18 protein-coding genes are annotated in these 17576 nt (G+C 58.4%); 14 read left to right on the top strand and 4 right to left on the bottom strand.

Going from position 1 to position 17576, the window contains the following annotated elements; genetic code table 11:
- Nucleotides 1-49: 49 nt before the first annotated feature.
- The 4 genes from NHU87_RS10770 to NHU87_RS10755 are packed head-to-tail and all read left to right on the top strand — an operon-like array spanning nt 50 to nt 4027.
- Nucleotides 50-976, top strand: coding sequence for a DUF72 domain-containing protein (locus NHU87_RS10770; protein WP_253548131.1), 927 nt, complete (start codon nt 50-52; stop codon nt 974-976).
- Nucleotides 973-1770 (top strand): endonuclease/exonuclease/phosphatase family protein, encoded by a 798-nt coding sequence (locus tag NHU87_RS10765; protein WP_253548129.1) that lies wholly within the window; start codon nt 973-975, stop codon nt 1768-1770. The genes NHU87_RS10770 and NHU87_RS10765 overlap by 4 nt, the downstream gene beginning before the upstream one ends.
- Nucleotides 1767-3044: a cardiolipin synthase ClsB gene (gene clsB, locus NHU87_RS10760; protein ID WP_253548127.1), complete on the top strand. Its 1278-nt coding sequence runs from the start codon at nt 1767-1769 to the stop codon at nt 3042-3044. Before NHU87_RS10765 ends, clsB begins: the two co-directional genes overlap by 4 nt.
- A complete protein-coding gene (locus NHU87_RS10755) occupies nt 3041-4027 on the top strand; it encodes a lysylphosphatidylglycerol synthase domain-containing protein (protein ID WP_253548125.1) in 987 nt (328 codons plus the stop codon). The genes clsB and NHU87_RS10755 overlap by 4 nt, the downstream gene beginning before the upstream one ends.
- 112 nt (nt 4028-4139) lie before the next feature.
- Here the strand turns inward: NHU87_RS10755 and NHU87_RS10750 are convergent, their stop codons facing one another.
- The 3 genes from NHU87_RS10750 to NHU87_RS10740 form a co-directional block, all read right to left on the bottom strand.
- On the bottom strand, nt 4140-4898 hold the full coding sequence (locus NHU87_RS10750; protein ID WP_253548123.1) for an alpha/beta hydrolase family protein: 759 nt from the start codon (nt 4896-4898) through the stop codon (nt 4140-4142).
- Nucleotides 4888-5997, bottom strand: coding sequence for a DUF3182 family protein (locus tag NHU87_RS10745; protein WP_253548121.1), 1110 nt, complete (start codon nt 5995-5997; stop codon nt 4888-4890). The genes NHU87_RS10750 and NHU87_RS10745 overlap by 11 nt, the downstream gene beginning before the upstream one ends.
- A gap of 305 nt (nt 5998-6302) precedes the next feature.
- A complete protein-coding gene (locus tag NHU87_RS10740) occupies nt 6303-7298 on the bottom strand; it encodes a GlxA family transcriptional regulator (protein WP_253548119.1) in 996 nt (331 codons plus the stop codon).
- A gap of 101 nt (nt 7299-7399) precedes the next feature.
- Between NHU87_RS10740 and NHU87_RS10735 the strand changes: the two genes are divergently transcribed.
- The 10 genes from NHU87_RS10735 to NHU87_RS10690 all read left to right on the top strand — a co-directional run bounded on the left by NHU87_RS10735 (nt 7400) and on the right by NHU87_RS10690 (nt 16851).
- Entirely contained in the window at nt 7400-7948 is a 549-nt protein-coding gene (locus tag NHU87_RS10735; protein WP_253548117.1) for a cysteine hydrolase family protein, read from the top strand.
- Between the two features lie 307 nt (nt 7949-8255).
- The gene (locus NHU87_RS10730) at nt 8256-8837 is read left to right on the top strand and encodes a YjfI family protein (protein ID WP_253548115.1); all 582 of its coding nucleotides are present in this window, start codon (nt 8256-8258) and stop codon (nt 8835-8837) included.
- Between the two features lie 24 nt (nt 8838-8861).
- The gene (locus tag NHU87_RS10725) at nt 8862-9560 is read left to right on the top strand and encodes a PspA/IM30 family protein (RefSeq protein ID WP_052967054.1); all 699 of its coding nucleotides are present in this window, start codon (nt 8862-8864) and stop codon (nt 9558-9560) included.
- 292 nt (nt 9561-9852) lie between these two features.
- The gene (locus tag NHU87_RS10720) at nt 9853-10416 is read left to right on the top strand and encodes a rhomboid family intramembrane serine protease (protein WP_253548113.1); all 564 of its coding nucleotides are present in this window, start codon (nt 9853-9855) and stop codon (nt 10414-10416) included.
- 72 nt (nt 10417-10488) lie between these two features.
- Nucleotides 10489-11523 carry an ion channel gene (locus NHU87_RS10715; RefSeq protein WP_253548111.1) on the top strand — a complete coding sequence of 345 codons (1035 nt, stop codon included), beginning with the start codon at nt 10489-10491 and terminating at the stop codon, nt 11521-11523.
- A complete protein-coding gene (locus NHU87_RS10710) occupies nt 11510-12184 on the top strand; it encodes a DUF2491 family protein (protein WP_253548109.1) in 675 nt (224 codons plus the stop codon). The genes NHU87_RS10715 and NHU87_RS10710 overlap by 14 nt, the downstream gene beginning before the upstream one ends.
- Nucleotides 12185-12198: 14 nt before the next feature.
- The gene (locus NHU87_RS10705; protein ID WP_253548107.1) at nt 12199-12627 is read left to right on the top strand and encodes a DUF350 domain-containing protein; all 429 of its coding nucleotides are present in this window, start codon (nt 12199-12201) and stop codon (nt 12625-12627) included.
- Between the two features lie 19 nt (nt 12628-12646).
- The gene (locus tag NHU87_RS10700; RefSeq protein WP_253548105.1) at nt 12647-13369 is read left to right on the top strand and encodes a DUF1190 domain-containing protein; all 723 of its coding nucleotides are present in this window, start codon (nt 12647-12649) and stop codon (nt 13367-13369) included.
- Between the two features lie 12 nt (nt 13370-13381).
- The gene (locus NHU87_RS10695; RefSeq protein ID WP_253548103.1) at nt 13382-14539 is read left to right on the top strand and encodes a glutathionylspermidine synthase family protein; all 1158 of its coding nucleotides are present in this window, start codon (nt 13382-13384) and stop codon (nt 14537-14539) included.
- 107 nt (nt 14540-14646) lie between these two features.
- A complete protein-coding gene (locus NHU87_RS10690) occupies nt 14647-16851 on the top strand; it encodes an OsmC domain/YcaO domain-containing protein (protein WP_253548101.1) in 2205 nt (734 codons plus the stop codon).
- A 190-nt stretch (nt 16852-17041) separates the two neighbouring features.
- Here NHU87_RS10690 and NHU87_RS10685 read toward each other — a convergent pair whose 3' ends face one another.
- Nucleotides 17042-17569, bottom strand: coding sequence for a single-stranded DNA-binding protein (locus tag NHU87_RS10685; RefSeq protein ID WP_016969466.1), 528 nt, complete (start codon nt 17567-17569; stop codon nt 17042-17044).
- Between the last annotated feature and the right edge of the window lie 7 nt (nt 17570-17576).

Below are 17576 nucleotides of genomic sequence, written 5' to 3'. Positions count from 1 at the left end.
GTCATCAAAAGACAGAGGCTGTCCGAGGGCTACATAGACGGGAGGCGACATGGCGGCGATTCATATTGGTATTTCAGGCTGGCGCTACACGCCTTGGCGGGGGGAGTTCTACCCGAAGGGGCTGACCCAGAAGCGCGAACTGCAATTCGCTTCACGGGCCGTGAACAGCATCGAAATCAATGGATCGTTTTACGCCCTGCAACGGCCTGAACGTTATGCCCAGTGGTATGAGGAAACCCCGGCGGGCTTCGTGTTCAGCGTCAAGGCGCCGCGTTTTATCACCCACATCAAGCGCTTGCGGGACATTCATAAGCCGCTGGCGAACTTCTTTGCCTCCGGAGTACTGGAACTCAAGGAAAAACTCGGCCCGATCCTCTGGCAGTTTCCACCCAACTTCAAATTCGACCCGGAATTGTTCGAAAGCTTTCTCGAACAATTACCCCACGACACGGAACAGGCCGCCGCCCTCGCCCGCCAGCATGAGCCGCGCTTGAACGGTCATGCCAGCATGAAGGCCTACGGCAAGAAACCGCTGCGTCATGCCGTGGAAATTCGCCACGAAAGCTTTGTCGATCCCGCCTTCGTCCGCCTGCTCAAACGCTACAACACTGCGCTGGTGATCGCTGACACCGCCGGCAAATGGCCGTATCGCGAGGACCTCACCAGCGACTTCGTCTATCTGCGCCTGCACGGTGCTGAAGAACTCTACGCCAGCGGTTACACCCCACAAGCGCTGAAACGCTGGGGTGACCGGATCGAGGCCTGGTATCACGGACAGCAACCGGCAGATCCGCAATTGATCGCGCCTCGGCAAAAACCCAAGACACGTAGATCCCGGGAAGTATTCTGTTATTTCGATAACGACATCAAAGTCCGGGCGCCCTTCGATGCCCGCCGCCTGCTTGAGCGTTTCCATCTCGACAAGGACCTTGCCACCGCCCCCGGTGAGCCAGTTGCCGAAGGAGTGCTGCCATGAGCGTTCCCGAACCGGTCGGCACCACGGATGAACAGCAACCCATCATCAGCGCCGTGAGCCGTTTTACCGTGCTGACGGTCAACACCCACAAGGGTTTCACCGCGCTGAACCGGCGCTTCATCCTGCCCGAGTTGCGCGAAGCGGTACGCAGTGTGTCCGCCGACGTGGTGTTTTTGCAGGAAGTGCATGGCACTCACGAATATCACCCACAGCGCTACCTCAATTGGCCGGCGATGCCCCAGTACGAATTTCTTGCCGATACTTTGTGGCCGCAATTTGCCTATGGCCGCAACGCGGTCTACCCGGCGGGCGATCACGGCAATGCGTTGTTGTCGAAATTCCAGATCATTCGCCACGACAACCTCGACGTTTCCATCCACGGGCATGAGAACCGTGGAATCCTGCATTGCGTGCTACGGATGCCCGGCGATGGCCGGGAAGTGCATGCCATTTGCGTCCATCTTGGGCTTCGCGAAAGTCATCGCACGGCACAACTCAAGCTGCTGACCCAACGTATGGAAGAGTTGCCGGAGGATGCTCCGGTGGTGGTCGCCGGCGACTTCAACGACTGGCGCCTGCGCGCCGATGCGCTGCTCAAGCCCTGCGGTTTGCGTGAGGTATTCGCTGAACTGCTTGGCAAACCGGCGCGTAGTTTCCCGGCGCGTTTGCCGGCGTTGCGCCTGGACCGCATTTACGTGCGTAACCTCAAGGCCAGCCATCCGCGAGTACTGGCGGCACGGCCCTGGTCACACCTTTCCGACCATGCACCGCTATCGGTGGAGATCGAGCTATGACCGGCCCTTTGATGGAAAAAACCGCGATCGAACACGTCACCGCCACCCGTGAACCGGCGGTGACTGACGTCGTATATGGCTGGCACGGTAACAACCGGGTCCAATTGCTGGAGAACGGCGAAGAATACTTTCCACGGGTGTTTGAAGCGCTGCGCCAGGCCCAGAGTGAAATCCTGCTGGAGACCTTCATTGTGTTCGAGGACAAGGTCGGCAATGAGCTGCAAAAAATCCTGATCGATGCGGCTCAACGTGGCGTGCGCATCACCGTCAACCTCGACGGTTTTGGCTGTGGCGAATTGAGTACGGAGTTCCTCGCAGCCCTGAGCAATGCGGGTGTTCGCCTGCAAATATTCGACCCCGCCCCGCGTCACTTCGGCATCCGCACCAACTGGTTCCGCCGCCTGCACCGCAAGATTGTGGTGGTCGACGGCAAAATTGCGTTCCTCGGCGGAATCAACTTTTCCGCCGACCATTTGGCCGACTTCGGCCCTGAAGCCAAACAGGATTACTCGGTTGAAGTGCAAGGCCCGGTGGTGGCCGATATTCATCATTTCGCCTTGCTGCAAAGCGGTCGCCCGGCCCGGGCCAAGTACTGGTGGCAACGCCGCAGACAGCGGCTCGCGGAACTGGCCGTCAGCGATCATGATGGTCAGGTACGGCTGGTGTATCGCGACAATGGTGAACACCAGGGCGATATCGAAGAGGTGTACTTGCGGGTACTGCGCGGCGCCCGACATCGCGTGATCATCGCCAACGCCTACTTCTTTCCAGGCTATCGGCTGCTGCGGGAGATCCGCAACGCGGCGCGTCGAGGGGTCGAGGTGCGCCTGATTCTTCAGGGCCAGCCGGATCTGCGCGTGGCCCGGCTCGCCGCACGCATGACCTACGATTATCTGCTGCGGGCCGGGGTAGCGATCTACGAATATTGCGACCGCCCCCTGCATGGCAAAGTCGCCCTGGTCGACGAGGACTGGAGCACCGTCGGCTCAAGTAACCTCGACCCGCTGAGCCTGTCGCTGAATCTGGAAGCCAATGTGTTGATCCGTGACCGCGCCTTCAACCGCGACCTGTTCGAGCGCCTCGACGAATTGAGCAGCAACCACTGCAAGGTCATGTCGGCGGACAAGGCGCCTCGCGGGCGGATCTGGCACATGACCATCGGGTTTCTGGTGTTTCACTTCCTGCGGCATTTCCCGGCGTGGGCCGGTTGGCTGCCGGCGCATAAACCGCGCCTCAAACCCTTCATCCATCCGACCGGGAGCGATAAGGCATGAGGCATTCTGATGCGCAGCCAGCGCCTCACTCCGATACGCCGCGAAAATCCCACTGGCACCGCTGGAAAAAGCCGCTGACGATGCTGTTTTTTCTGGCGTTGATCGTGCTGTTCACGATGCTTGCCCAACGCATCGAATGGGGCGAAGTGCTCGATACGCTGGCCAACCTCAAAGTGCGCACACTGATCATAGCGTTCGGACTGACGTTGCTGAGTTTTCTGGTGTACGCCTGTTTCGACCTGATCGGTCGCACCTATATCCGACAGGACCTGACCTGGCGGCAGATCCTGCCGGTGGGCATCATCAGCTATGCCTTCAACCTTAACCTGAGCGCCTGGGTCGGCGGGGTTGCGATGCGTTATCGGTTGTATTCGCGGCTCGGCGTGAGCAAAAGCAACATCGCGAAAATCCTCGGGCTGAGCCTGGCGACCAACTGGTTCGGCTACATGGTGATTGCCGGCACCGTGTTCAGCAGCGGACTGGTGCGAATGCCGCCGGGCTGGAAACTGAGCAGCGACGCCCTGCAAGGCGTGGGCGTGTTATTGCTGCTGTTGAGCGCGGCGTATCTGGTGGCTTGTCGGTTTTCCAGACGGCGGGAGTGGTCGATTCGCGGCGTGGAAATCAACCTGCCGTCGTTGCACATGGCGGTCCTGCAGCTGGCCCTCGGCGCGCTGAACTGGTCGCTGATGGCGGCGGTGATCTTCACCCTGCTACCGAGCAAGCTGGACTATCCGCTGGTGCTTGGCGTATTGCTGATCAGCGCCTTTGCCGGGGTTATCACCCACATTCCGGCCGGACTCGGGGTGCTGGAGGCGGTGTTCGTGGCATTGCTGCAACACGAGGCCTCACGAGGAAGCCTGGTGGCGGGGTTGCTGGCTTATCGGGCGATTTATTTCCTGCTGCCGCTGCTGATTACCGTGGTGATGTACCTGGTGGTGGAAGCCAGGGCGAAGTCGTTGCGAATTTCGAAAAAACCGGGGTGAGGTGTGGCGTTCGGGATGACGCCTTCGCGGGCAAGCCTCGCTCCTACAGGAATCACACAAAACCTGTAGGAGCGAGGCTTGCCCGCGAATAATCGCAAGACCACTGCAAATCTCAACGCGACTGAATAATGCTCAACCGCTCGCCCACCACCATTTCCGTGATCCAGCTCACCAGAATCGTGGTGTACGCCTGTTGCGAGACGGGCTCGCTCAAGGCGTGATCGGCACCGTCGATAATCCGGTGAGTCAGCGAGTGGGTCTGCTGACACGCCGCGCGGTAACTCATGATGGTCGCGTGGGGTACATAGGCGTCGGTCTCGGACTCCACCAGCAACACGTCCCCGGTAAATTGCGAACAGGCATGCAGCGCGCGATTGCTGTCGGCGCTGACCCGCGTGCTGCGGTAATCGCGCAAATCGAGCTTGTCCAACTCACGCTTGGGGGTGTGCCAAAAGTCGTCGCGATACAACGCCGGCACCCGCAGCGCCAGCCAGCGCACCGGGCGTAACGACGTCAGGATCGCCGCCAGATAACCTCCATAACTGGTGCCGACCACGGCGATCGCCGACGTGTCGAGCGCCGGATGGGCGAGCAGTCGATCATAGGCCGCCAGGAGGTCACGCAGGTTGTCTTCGCGGGTTACCCGGGACAACGGAATACCGGTCCCGCCGGTATGCCCGCGCAAGTCGAATGTCAGGCACACGCAACCCAACGCGGCGATGCCTTTGGCGCGCTCCAGGTCGCGCTCCTGACTACCACCCCAGCCATGCACGAAAAGCACACCCGGGACTTTCGATTTGGGGCTGAGAAAGGTTCCGCTCATCTGTTCATCGTCGATGTCGATTTGAATGGTTTCGCTTCTAGCCGTCATAGGATTTGACCGTTACGTACTTGAGTAGAAAGTCACTGTGTTCCGCCGGCCCGCGGTAGACCTCGATGGCGTTGGCCGGCAGCGGTCCGTCGGTATAGGTTTCGACCGACGACACGCGAATCACGCGCAAGCCGGGGTTGTTGACGAAGCTCTGCAGCGCCGCGACTTCAGCACTGCTGGCACCGCCCAAACGCCAGGATTGTTCGAGCACGCCGCTGCGTTGTTTGCCATCGCAATCCAGCCCTTGGGCGATGTCGTAGTTGCGCCGCGAGGCGTAGAAACCGGGGTAGGCTTCATCGGCTGCGCTGTCGAATACCTGTGCTTGCTGGATCGCCAGCCTCGTTTCGTCCGGTAGTTTCAGCGCCAGCAGGTCTTCGTAATAACCCTGCACCACCAACAGATTGGACCCTCCATAAACCTGCTCGCCCTGACCGTCTTCGGTCAAGTATTGATCACCGCAATAACTCAGCACTTTGTCGCCGATGAAACTCTGACCGACGCTATGGGTGACCACCTCGGTCAAGTCTTGTTCCAGCACCACGCCTTCGGTGAACAATGTTTTGGCATCGGGACGCGCGAGAATGGCGTCGAACTGGTCGAGGCTTTTGATCACTTCCTGACCGCGTCCGGCACAGGCATGAATAGGCTTCATGCGGATCGGACCGCTGTAGAGCAGATGCTCCGCTGCCGGGCGAGCATCTTCCAGGGAGAACACGCTGAGGCCATCGAGTACAACGCTGCGAACCCGTTCGGAAAACAACGACGACCAGCCTTCGGGCGCGAACGCATAGCGGTTCAACAACCCATGGCTGATGGCTTTGGTGCAGATGAAATCGTGGTCGACGTAACCGCCCCACAAATCCTCCGGCCCTTTGACGCCCAACTCCCGGGCGGCAGCAACGCCTACCAGCGTTTGGGTCGGCAACAGATAAATATCCCGGCCTTTATGCAGCTGCGGGTCGTAACTGCCGCCGTATTCGAGCCCGACAACCTGCGCCAGCCAACGGGCCAACGCGCGATTGGTTTCGACTTCGTGCAGCGAGGCACTGGGTCGCACCGAGTGGGCGAGTACCAGTTTGTTGCGGTTTGTTGGGGTCATGCGTTCCCCTTCAATCTGCGTTTGATAAATGTAGCTGAAGGAGGTGCAGAGATCAGGCCAATGGCGGCTGGAGAAAAACGGTTTTCAAATCAGCCCATTGCGAAATAGGTAGTAGCACAAGGCCTGTTTTATTCTGCACGACACCTTTCAATGCTCCCGGCATTTTGCACGACAAAGTCTGGCACAGATCTAATGTGAGAGCGGGCTTGCTCGCGAATGCGGTGGGTCAGCTTGTATCAATTTCGACTGATAGACCGCTATCGCGAGCAGGCTCGCTCCCACAATGGGTTCTGCGGTGATGCTCACTACCGAGCCGTTGCTGCGGTCGCAGACACCCCAAACCGCCCCCGGTAATCACTCGGCGCCAGCCCGGTAATCTTCTTGAACGTTGCCCGAAACGCACTCGGGTCCTGGTAACCCACGGTCCAGGCAATGTGATCAATGGTGCCGTTGGTGAATTCGAGCATTTCCCGCGCCTTGCCGACTCGCAGGTGCTGGCAGTACTCCGTAGGTTTCAACCCGGTTGCCGCACGAAAACGCCGCAGGAACGTGCGCTCTTCCAGCCCCGCCCGCTTGGCCATCGCCGCCAACGAGACATCGGTTGCCCCGGTGCTTTGCAGCCAATGCTGGACCTTGAGAATCGACGCATCGCCATGGCTGAGAATCGGTGAAAAATTACTGCCGCACTCGCTCGCGCTATTGCTGTGCTCCACCACCAGAAACTGTGCCGTGCCGGTGGCGATGCTCGGCCCGAGCAAGCGGTTCACCAACCGCAACCCCAGTTCTGACCAGGCCATCAACCCGGCGGTGGTGATCAGGTCGCCATCGTCGACAATGGGCGTGTCCGCCTTGAGCTTGATTGCCGGATAACGCTCGGCGAAAGCCTTGGCCGAGGTCCAGTGGGTAGTCGCGCTACGGCCGTCGAGCAGACCGCTTTCGGCCAACAGAATAGAACCCACGCAGACCCCGCCGAGGGTCGCACCGTTGGCATGTTGCTGACGAAGCCAGCGAATCAGCCCTTGGGGCGCCTGCCCCTCGGAAAAACCTCCGATCGAGGGCGGAATCAATACGGCAACCAACGCGCCGGCCGGACCGGGATCAGTGTCATAGACCCGCTCGGGCACTTGATCGCCCTTGGCCTGCCAATGACTGACCCGCAGCAACGGTAGCTGCGCCGCCTGATGCTCGGCGGCGATCCCGTTGGCCACGTCGAACAGGTCAGTCAGCCCATGCACTGCCGCCATCTGCGCACCGGGATAGATCAGCACCCCCAGTTCGGCGACTGCCCTTTCTACACCCATTGTCAGTTTTCCCCCTGCTATTGTCGGAGCAGCCAATCCTCGAACGAACGGCCAGCACCAATACTTGATTCCACACCCAAACACACTTCGAGGAAACAGTCATGGCCAAGCAAGCACTCATCGTAGTCGATATCCAGAACGACTACTTCCCCCAAGGCAAATGGCCGCTGGTGGGCGCCGATGCCGCAGCGGACAACGCCGCACGGATGATTCAGGCGTTTCGCGAGGCCGGTGATTCTGTGGTGCACATCCGCCACGAGTTCACCTCCGACGACGCACCGTTCTTCACCCCAGGTTCCGACGGCGCGAAGCTGCACACCAAAGTCCTCAACCGCGCCGACGAACCGGTGGTGCTCAAGCATTTCGTCAACGCGTTCCGCGAGACCGAACTGGAAGCCATCCTCGACCAGCAAGGCATCGAACACTTGGTAATCGTCGGGAGCATGAGCCACATGTGCATCGACGGCATCACCCGCGCCGCGGCCGACCTGGGCTATACCGTCACGGTGATTCACGACGCCTGCGCCACCCGTGACCTGGAATTCAACGGCGTCACCGTCCCGGCTGCCCACGTTCACGCCGCCTTCATGTCGGCCTTGGGCTTTGCCTATGCCAGCGTTGTATCCACCGACGACTTTCTGGCTGATTAGTATGAGGAACCTGTGGGAGCGGGCTTGCCCGCGATGAGGCCATAACATCCAACATCTTTGTTGACTGTTACATCGCTATCGCGGGCAAGCCCGCTCCCACAGGATTGCTCGAAAAAATCTCACGCGTGAGTATTGAGGGTCGCGAAAATTGCCTGTAGTGTTTCTCACGCGTGAGATTTTTCACAACGGGGTCAGCATCATGAACAGCAGCTCTCCATCAGATCCGCCTAGCGGATCTGCTACCGATTCAGCGAGCCAAAAGGGAGAGCGCTCGAAACCGTCCGCGAAAAAACCATCCAGCTTCTACATGAAGCAGATGCGTGCGGGCCTGGGTGCCGCCGGGTATGTGAAACACGAGACTTGGGTGCTTCCCGAAAACCGAAGCCTGCTCAAGCAGATGGAGAAACAGCTACGCCAACCGATTCTGGCTGGCTCATTCATGTCGGAGAATTACATGAGCGCAGGTAATAACTGGAACATCGATCGCCTCTACAGCGCCCTTCAGGCCCTCGACGAAGTGATTTCGAACGACATCACCCTCTCCCTCGTTCAAGGCTCCGAGTCCAGCATCAAGCTGGAAATGAACGATTTCGGTGGCTTGCCGATTTTCATCGCGGTGGTTGGCGATCAGGTCATCGTGGATACCGTTTTGGTCGACGTCGAGTCCATCAACGACGTACCGGCATTCAACGATGCCGTTCTGCGCAGCCGGGAAATGTTCCCGCTGTCCTCGATCGGTATCGAGTCCATGCCCAACGGGCAGGTCGTTTACAACATGTTCGGCGCGTTGAGCTCCGACTCCAGTCTGACCAACGTCGTGACCGAGGTCAAAACCCTCGTCGACAACGTCCAGCGTGCCAGCGAAGCCTTTGAACGTTTCTTCATCTAATTATTCGGGAACAGGAAATATCCAATGACTCAGTCCATCTGGAGCAAATTGTTCACCGCGCTGCGTGGCGGCGCCAACGAAGTCGGCGAATCGATCGTCGACCAACAGGCCCTGCGCATCCTCGACCAGGAAATTCGCGATGCTGACAGCGCGCTGGCCAACGCCAAGCGTGAGCTGGTCACCATCATGGCCAAGCACAAACTGTCGGCTGATCGCGTCAGCGAGTACAACGCCAAGATCAAGGACCTGGAATCCAAGGCCCTGGCTGCGATCCAGGCCAATCGCGAAGACCTGGCACTGGAAGTGGCCGAAGCCATCTCGACCCTGACCAATGAACTGGATGTCGAGCAAAAGCAGGCCACCGAATTCGGCGGTTACGCGGACAATATGCGCAAAGACATCACCAAGGCCGAAAGCCGCATCAAAAGCCTGCGTCAGCAAGTGGACATGGCCAAGGCGCGTGAAAGCGTTCAGAAAGCCCAGGTCAGTGCTTCGATCGCAAGTGGCGGCGCCAACGGCAAGCTGGAAACCGCTGTCGGTACGCTGAACCGCCTGCAAGCCAAGCAACAGCAACGCGCCGCTGAACTGGAAGCTCAGGACCAACTGGCCGATGCGTCGACCGGCACCGACCTGGAGCGCAAGCTTCGCGAAGCCGGCATCACGCCGAACGAAGGCAGTGCCAATGCGATTCTGGAACGCCTGAAGAAAAAATCGGCTGAGTAATCCACGTAGGCAACATCTCAGACATTGATTGCTCTGATACCGGTAAGTTAAGCCTTAATGCGATCCGTAGCAGCTGCCGAGCCTGCGAGGCTGCGTTCGGCTGCGCAGCAGTCGTGAGTCCGGCTGATGCAATTTGCCTGAGGCACCGCAATTTCTGATTTTACGACTGCTTCGCAGCCGAACGCAGCCTCGCAGGCTCGGCAGCTGCTACAAAGAGATGCGTCGCGACTGAAGTTGATTAACAGACGGGCATTAATTCAATGCCCTTCTTTTTGCCGAGTCGAGGTCACGGATGGATGCCCTGAAGGGGTTCAAGACAATCGCAGGCGTGGCTCTCTTCATGGTCGCGCTGCAACTGCTCAATGTGGTGACCGGCTACAGCCTTATTGCCTTCGGCCTGGTTCCGAGAACATTGCAGGGACTGGTCGGCATCATCACCTCGCCGTTCTTGCACGGGTCCTTTGCGCACCTGAGCACCAACCTGATTGCCTTTTTGATCCTTGGTACCCTGGTCATCGTCGAAGGGCTCAGCCGGTTCATGGCCGTCAGCGCCATCATTATTCTGTTGGGCGGTACGCTGGTCTGGCTGTTCGGGTTTGCAGGCGTGCACATCGGTGCCAGCGGATGGGTATTCGGGCTGTGGGCGTACCTCCTGTCGCGCGCCTGGTTCCAGAGGAGCTGGAGCAACCTGATAACGGCGAGTGTCGTGGTCCTGCTCTATGGCGGCTTGATCTTTGGCTTCCTTCCTCGCCAGGGCATGTCCTTCGAAGGGCATATTTTTGGTGCGATCGCCGGATTTATTGCAGCCAAGGTACTGTTATCTACGCCGCGCAGCAGGTTTAATGCCGCCCGGTAACCGCACTTGAGCACTCAGACGCCAGAGCGATTATGTCGCCAGGAATGAGCCCCCCACGGAGTCAGGGATGTAATGTCGATTTTCCTTTTATTGCGCACGTACGCCTCGTCCTTCTTCCATCGGTTCGGCTGGGCAGGCTTGGCCATTGCGTTGGGCATACACTTGAGCACGGCCTGGATCGGCCTAGTGCTTCTGGGCGAACAACACCTCATCGCCGCCGCCACGTTTACCTACTTCTATCTCACCACCACGCTCACCGTCGGCTATGGCGATCTCGCGCCACAGACATCGGCGGGACGAATTTTCGTGGCTACCTGGGTCATGCTCGGGGGCATTGCGCTGCTGACGGCAGCCATCGGCAAAACCACCAGCAGTGTCATCGATGTATGGAGAAAAGGCATGAAGGGCAAAGGCGATTTCACCGGCAAGGTCGGCCATACCGTTCTCATCGGCTGGGAAGGCGCGTCCAGCGAGCGGGTGATTGAATTATTGCTGCAGGACGAAACGTCCAATGACAACCTGATCGTCATTTGCGATTGCGACCTCGAAGAAAACCCCATGCCGGGTAAAGCGGACTTTATCAAAGGCGAAAGCCTGTCCTCTGCCGCGCTTTTGCTGCGCGCCGGCGTTCCCGGTGCCGAACGCGTATTGGTGCGAACCCATTCAGACGATCTGACCCTGGCCACCGTGCTGGCGATCAATCAACTGAGCCCTGTCGGGCATGTGGTCGCCCACTTCAATGAAAGTGAAATCGCCGCCCTTGCCAGCGCCTACGCACCCAGCCTGGAATGCACCTCAAGCATGGCCATCGAGATGTTGGTGCGCGCCTCTCAGGATCCGGGCTCGTCAGTGGTCATCAATGAATTGCTGTGCGTGGGCCAAGGCGCCACTCAATACCTGATGAGTTTGCCCGACACCTTTGAGGCAACGTTCGGCGATCTGTACACACAGATGAAAGAACACCATAACGCGACCCTGATCGGCTACCGTGCCAAAGCCGCCCGACAGCCTTGGATCAACCCGCCCGGCACCACTCGCATCGAGGGCGGCGAACTCTTCTACATCGCCTCCACTCGCCTCAAGGAAATCACCAATGGGATGGTTTAAACAGTTGATGGGGCTTGAGGCCCCGAAAGCGAATACAGAGTCGAAATGGACAGCCAACGAAACCCTGCCCGCCATCGGTCCGCTTGGACTGGCATTGGGCAAAGGCGTGATGTTCGACACCACCCTGAAGTTGTTGCTCGACGGCAACACCACAGTGGTCATCCCTGGCTCCCAACAGATCTGGAGTGCCGGCACTGTTGATCTCGGGCAGTCGACCTGGCTGTCGCGCTATTACATGAACGACGAAGACCACTGGCTGCAAGTGCACACCAGCGGCGACATCGCCGGACAAGTCGAGTCAGTGATCCTGTTCAACTACCTCAGTTACATCACCATCAACAGTGAATCGGAGCTGCGTCGGCTGGCCGGTCCTGAAAGCCTGATCGGGCTGCCGACTTACAACCACAACGGTGTCGAGTACACCCGCGAATGGGGCACCGAAAGCGGCCAGACAGAACTGGTGGCATTGAGCGAACACCTGAAAAACCCGGATGAGTCTTACAGCATCGAGCACCGTTCGATGCTGTACGCACGCGAAACCGGCCTGACCGATCGCCGGGAATTCCTGCTGTTTTCCGTCGAAGAAGACGCCGAGGGCACCATCAGCTTGAGCACTTCGCTGGGCATTTCGCTGTACACCACTGACCTGAACACTTTTTAAAAAGGAAGAAGTCCATGCTTGAAGCGCTCTCCATCTCCCTGAACAAAGCCGCCGTGCTCGGGTTTGTCTTGTACATCCTCGGTGCCGCCGTGCTGTTCGCGCTGTTCCAGTTCATCTACACCCGAATCACGCCGCACAGAGAATTCGAACTGATCCGTTCGGGCAACGTTGCGGCCGCGATCGCGCTGGGTGGCGCCATCATCGGTTTCGCCATTCCGGCCAGCAATGTGATTGCCTACTCGATCAGCATTCTGGACTTCGTCGTCTGGGCAGTGATCGCCGCTTTCGTGCAACTGCTGGCGTTTCTGGTGACCAGCCTGGTGCTTAAAGGCACCTCTGAGCGGATTAAAAAAGGTGAAATCGCTGCGGGTATTTATGTCGCGGCAGTGGCGATCAGCGTCGGCATGTTGAACGCCGCGTGCATGACCCCTTCCCAGAACTGATTGCGCCACGGAGATCCCGATGAAACGAAGCAAGTACGTTCAGCTCTCGCTGGCAGCGTCGGTCGCCATGGCGATATCAGGCTGCGGGCAGGCGGAAAAAACCTACCCGGTGCAGAAGAAGTACAACTTCCAGTCTGTTCAGCAGTGCGCCGACGAAAAGCTCCCGGTAGACGTCTGCTCTGACGCCTACATGGCCGCCATGGCTGAACATCGCCGTCTCGCGCCGGTGTACGACAACCAGGCCGATTGCGATGCCGACTTTGTCGCCGACTGGTGCCAACAGGATTCCGCCGGCAAGTTCATCCCCAAGCTGGGTGGTTTCGAACTGACTGCCGATGGCGAGGTGACGCAATCCCAAGTGGACGCGGCCAAGGCTCAACTGCCGGCCTCGGAAGCGAACAGCGGGGGCTCCGGGTTCTCCGGCACCAGCCTGCTGACCGGCCTGCTGATCGGCAACATGCTGAGTAGCAATCGCAGCAGCTACTTCTCCCAGCCGGTCTACCGCTACCGCGATGATCGCGGCAACTACGGCTCCTCAACGCTCAACCAGCGAATTTCGCAGGGATCAACCTTTACCAAGTCCAATCAGGCAAGGTACGGCAGCAGCTACACCGACTCAATCCGTTCGGGCGCCAAGCCGATATCCGTTGCCTCGTCCACGTCTCGTGGCGGCTTCGGTAGCAAAGCCAGCGCCCGCAGCGGTTGGGGCGGTTCGAGCAGTGCTGGCCGATCGAGCAGTTAAGGAACGAACGCCATGAAGAAAATCCTCTGCGCCGAGCGTCATGACTGGAAACAGACGGCCGAAAGTCTTGGCTTTCTGTTCCATACCATCGACGACGAACCCTATTGGGACGAGAGCGCGTATTACCAGTTCTCGCTCAAACAGATCGAGAACGATCTCGAAGACCCAACCACCGAGATTCATGAGATGTGCATGGATCTGGTGGCTCGCGTGGTTCAGAGCGAGGAGCTGCTGGAGCGCCTGAGCATTCCGGCGCCATTCTTCGACATGGTTCGCACTTCATGGCTCGAAGGCCACCCGCACCTGTATGGGCGTATGGATTTCTCCTACAACGGCAGCGGGCCGGCCAAGTTGCTGGAACTCAATTACGACACGCCGACCAGCCTGTATGAGGCGGCGGCGTTTCAGTGGGGCTGGCTGGAGCAATGCATCGAACGCGGCTTGCTACCCAAGCATGCCGACCAGTTCAACAGCATCGACACCAAGCTGCATCAGGCCTTTGCTCAACTGCAGCTGAAACAGCCCTTCTATTTCGCCTCGATGAAAGATTCGGTCGAAGACAAAGGCACTACCGACTACTTGCGCCTGATCGCGGAAAAGGTCGGCATCGAATCGCGACACATCGACATCGAGGACATCGGCCTCACCCATGAAGGACGTTTCGTCGATTTAGAAGATCGCTGGATTCCTCATCTGTTCAAGCTGCATGCCTGGGAATTCATCTTCCACGAGCCCTTTGGTGCAGCGATTGCTCAGAGCGATACACAGTTTTTCGAACCGGCCTGGAAATCCATCATCTCCAATAAGGGCATCCTGCCGCTGCTGTGGGAGTCCAACAAAGGTCACCCGAACCTGCTCGCGGCGCACCTGGATGCCGACCCAGGCAAAGCAGTGCCCAAAGGCTGGGTGCGCAAGCCGTTCTTCTCCCGGGAAGGCGCCAACATCGAGCTGCAAACCGCTGACGGTCTGATCGTGAAAGAGGACGGGCCCTACACCGACGCGCCATTTATCCTTCAGGAATTCGCCCCGCTGCCGAAGTTTGGCGACAGCTTTACGCTGGTTGGCTCTTGGGTCATCGGCGACCAAGCGGCCGGTATTGGCGTGCGAGAAGACAACAGTTTGATCACCAAGGATTCGAGCCGTTTCTTGCCGCACCTGATACTCGACTGACCCATCCATCGCCGGTGTGGACATAAGTACGATGCCCGCAAGACTTACGGCTGAAATACCGGATAATGGCGGCCAAATCGTCTAGCCCGTTATTCTGGTAATCCCCCATGGAAATCAAGGTCAACTTTCTCGACAACCTTCGACTTGAAGCCAAGTTCGATGACTTCACGGTGGTGGCCGATCAACCTATCCGCTACAAGGGCGATGGCTCGGCACCTGGTCCATTCGACTACTTCCTGGCGTCGTCGGCGTTGTGTGCGGCTTATTTCGTGAAGTTGTACTGCGACACTCGCAGTATTCCCACGGATAACATCCGCCTGTCGCAGAACAACATTGTTGATCCGGAAAACCGCTACAACCAGATTTTCAAGATCCAGGTCGAGTTGCCGGCGGACATCTCCGATAAGGACCGCCAGGGTATTCTGCGTTCCATCGACCGTTGCACTGTGAAAAAAGTGGTGCAAGCCGGGCCTGAGTTTGTGATCGAAGAGGTGGAAAACCTCGACGCCGACGCCCAAGCGCTGTTGATGCCTGCTTCCAATTCCGGGACGGGCACCTATATCGCGGGCAAGGATCTGCCGCTGGAGCAAACCATTGCCAATATGTCGGCCATTCTGGCGGACCTGGGCATGAAGATTGAAATCGCCTCGTGGCGCAATATCGTGCCCAATGTGTGGTCGCTGCATATCCGCGATGCGCACTCGCCGATGTGCTTTACCAACGGCAAGGGTGCGACCAAGGAAGGCGCGTTGGCGTCGGCGTTGGGCGAGTTTATCGAGCGACTCAACTGCAATTTCTTCTACAACGACCAGTTCTGGGGCGAAGACACCGCCAACGCAGCGTATGTGCACTATCCGGACGAACGCTGGTTCAAGCCTGGCCGAAAAGATGAGCTGCCAACTGAAATTCTCGACGAGTACTGCCTGAAGATTTACAACCGCGACGGCGAGTTGCGTGGCTCCCATCTGATCGATACCAACTCGGGCAATGAAGAGCGCGGCATCTGCTCGCTGCCGTACGTGCGCCAGTCGGACGGCGAGGTGGTGTATTTCCCGTCCAACCTGATTGAAAACCTGTTCCTGAGCAACGGCATGAGTGCCGGTAACACGCTGGCCGAAGCCCAGGTGCAGTGCCTGTCGGAGATCTTCGAGCGCGCGGTAAAACGCGAAATCATCGAAGGTGAATTTGCACTGCCGGATGTGCCGGCCCACGTGCTGGCGAAGTACCCCGGGATACTGGCCGGGATTCAGGCGCTGGAAGCGCAAGGGTTCCCCGTGTTGGTGAAGGATGCGTCCCTGGGTGGTGAATTCCCGGTGATGTGCGTCACGTTGATGAACCCCCGTACCGGCGGCGTGTTCGCCTCGTTCGGCGCGCACCCGAGCCTGGAAGTGGCGCTGGAACGCAGCCTGACCGAATTGCTGCAGGGCCGCAGTTTCGAAGGTCTCAACGACTTGCCCCAGCCGACTTTTGAAGGCCACGCAGTGACCGAGCCGAATAACTTCGTCGAGCACTTTATCGACTCCAGCGGCGTGGTGTCGTGGCGCTTCTTCAGTGCCAAGTCGGATTACGAATTCGTGGAGTGGGACTTCTCCGGCCAGGGTGAAAACTCGAATGCCGAGGAAGCCGCGACCTTGTTCGGCATTCTCGAAGGCATGGGCAAGGAAGTGTACATGGCCGTCTACGAGCATATCGGCGCGAAGGCATGCCGCATCCTGGTGCCGAACTATTCGGAAATCTATCCCGTGGACGATCTGATCTGGGATAACACCAACAAAGCGCTGTTTTTCCGCGCCGACATCCTGAACCTGCATCGCCTGGACGAAGACGAACTGCAAGCGCTGGTTGAGCGTCTGGTGGAAAGCGAGCTGGACGATTACACCGACATCACCTCCTTGATCGGCATCGAATTTGACGACAATACGGCTTGGGGTCAGCTGACGATCCTGGAGTTGAAGCTGCTGATTTATCTCGCCTTGCAACAGTTTGAAGAGGCGAAAGAGGCGGTGGAAATGTTCCTGCAGTACAACGACAACACGGTTGAGCGTGGCTTGTTCTACCAGGCCGTCAATGTGGTGCTGGAGATGAAGCTGGATGAAGACCTGGAACTGGAAGACTACGAGGCCAATTTCCGCCGGATGTTTGGCAACGAGCGGATGGATGCAGCGATCGGATCGGTGGACGGGAGCGTGCGTTTCCATGGCTTGACGCCGACCAGCATGAAACTGGAGGGGCTCGATAGGCACCTGCGGTTGATCGATAGCTACAAGAAATTGCACTCGGCACGGGCCAATGTGACCACTTTATCCCGTTGACCGTATTTCTGTAGAGCCAAGCTTGCTGGCGAAGAACGGTCACGCGGTTAATCAGACCAACCGCGTCATCGTTTTTCGCCAGCAAGCTTGGCTCCTACAAAAATGAGGCGCAAAAGAAAACCCCCGACCAGTCAAGAGGACCGATCGGGGGTTTTGAGGCTAAACCTTACAAGAAAGTCCAAGCCGTATCCTAGAACGGGATATCGTCATCAAAGCTGTCGAAATCCGGAGCCGGTTGAGGAGCGGCCTGCTGTGGAGCTGGTGCCTGGCGCGACTGTTGCGGTGCCGACTGCTGCGGACGCGGAGCCTGTTGGCGTGGGGCCGGAGCGGACTGCTGGTAGTTATTGCCCCCGCCTTGTTGGTCGCCCTGTTGTGGACGACCGCCCAACAGTTGCATGGTGCCTTGCATGTCGACCACGATTTCAGTGGTGTAACGCTTGATACCGTCTTTTTCCCACTCGCGGGTCTGCAGCTTGCCTTCGATGTACACCTGCGAACCTTTGCGCAGGTATTCGCCGGCAATTTCGGCAACCTTGCCGAACATCGAAACACGGTGCCATTCGGTCTTCTCGACCTTCTGACCGGTTTGCTTGTCGGTCCACTGTTCGCTGGTCGCCAGACTCAGGTTGGTCACGGCGTTACCGTTAGGCAAGTAGCGAACTTCGGGATCCTGGCCGCAAGTGCCGACCAATATGACTTTGTTAACCCCACGGGCCATAACGTTC

It is taken from the genome of Pseudomonas mandelii (assembly GCF_024138395.1).
Lineage (GTDB): Bacteria > Pseudomonadota > Gammaproteobacteria > Pseudomonadales > Pseudomonadaceae > Aquipseudomonas > Aquipseudomonas mandelii_E.
The sequence above is the reverse complement of the archived record's forward strand: the minus strand, read 5'-3'. Positions and strand labels throughout refer to the sequence as shown.

Coding starts and splice junctions, on each gene's coding strand:
- NHU87_RS10770 (WP_253548131.1), top strand. CDS start 50: ATGGCGGCGATTCATATTGGTATTTCAGGCTGGCGCTACACGCCTTGG.
- NHU87_RS10765 (WP_253548129.1), top strand. CDS start 973: ATGAGCGTTCCCGAACCGGTCGGCACCACGGATGAACAGCAACCCATC.
- clsB (WP_253548127.1), top strand. CDS start 1,767: ATGACCGGCCCTTTGATGGAAAAAACCGCGATCGAACACGTCACCGCC.
- NHU87_RS10755 (WP_253548125.1), top strand. CDS start 3,041: ATGAGGCATTCTGATGCGCAGCCAGCGCCTCACTCCGATACGCCGCGA.
- NHU87_RS10750 (WP_253548123.1), bottom strand. CDS start 4,898: ATGACGGCTAGAAGCGAAACCATTCAAATCGACATCGACGATGAACAG.
- NHU87_RS10745 (WP_253548121.1), bottom strand. CDS start 5,997: ATGACCCCAACAAACCGCAACAAACTGGTACTCGCCCACTCGGTGCGA.
- NHU87_RS10740 (WP_253548119.1), bottom strand. CDS start 7,298: ATGGGTGTAGAAAGGGCAGTCGCCGAACTGGGGGTGCTGATCTATCCC.
- NHU87_RS10735 (WP_253548117.1), top strand. CDS start 7,400: ATGGCCAAGCAAGCACTCATCGTAGTCGATATCCAGAACGACTACTTC.
- NHU87_RS10730 (WP_253548115.1), top strand. CDS start 8,256: ATGAAGCAGATGCGTGCGGGCCTGGGTGCCGCCGGGTATGTGAAACAC.
- NHU87_RS10725 (WP_052967054.1), top strand. CDS start 8,862: ATGACTCAGTCCATCTGGAGCAAATTGTTCACCGCGCTGCGTGGCGGC.
- NHU87_RS10720 (WP_253548113.1), top strand. CDS start 9,853: ATGGATGCCCTGAAGGGGTTCAAGACAATCGCAGGCGTGGCTCTCTTC.
- NHU87_RS10715 (WP_253548111.1), top strand. CDS start 10,489: ATGTCGATTTTCCTTTTATTGCGCACGTACGCCTCGTCCTTCTTCCAT.
- NHU87_RS10710 (WP_253548109.1), top strand. CDS start 11,510: ATGGGATGGTTTAAACAGTTGATGGGGCTTGAGGCCCCGAAAGCGAAT.
- NHU87_RS10705 (WP_253548107.1), top strand. CDS start 12,199: ATGCTTGAAGCGCTCTCCATCTCCCTGAACAAAGCCGCCGTGCTCGGG.
- NHU87_RS10700 (WP_253548105.1), top strand. CDS start 12,647: ATGAAACGAAGCAAGTACGTTCAGCTCTCGCTGGCAGCGTCGGTCGCC.
- NHU87_RS10695 (WP_253548103.1), top strand. CDS start 13,382: ATGAAGAAAATCCTCTGCGCCGAGCGTCATGACTGGAAACAGACGGCC.
- NHU87_RS10690 (WP_253548101.1), top strand. CDS start 14,647: ATGGAAATCAAGGTCAACTTTCTCGACAACCTTCGACTTGAAGCCAAG.
- NHU87_RS10685 (WP_016969466.1), bottom strand. CDS start 17,569: ATGGCCCGTGGGGTTAACAAAGTCATATTGGTCGGCACTTGCGGCCAG.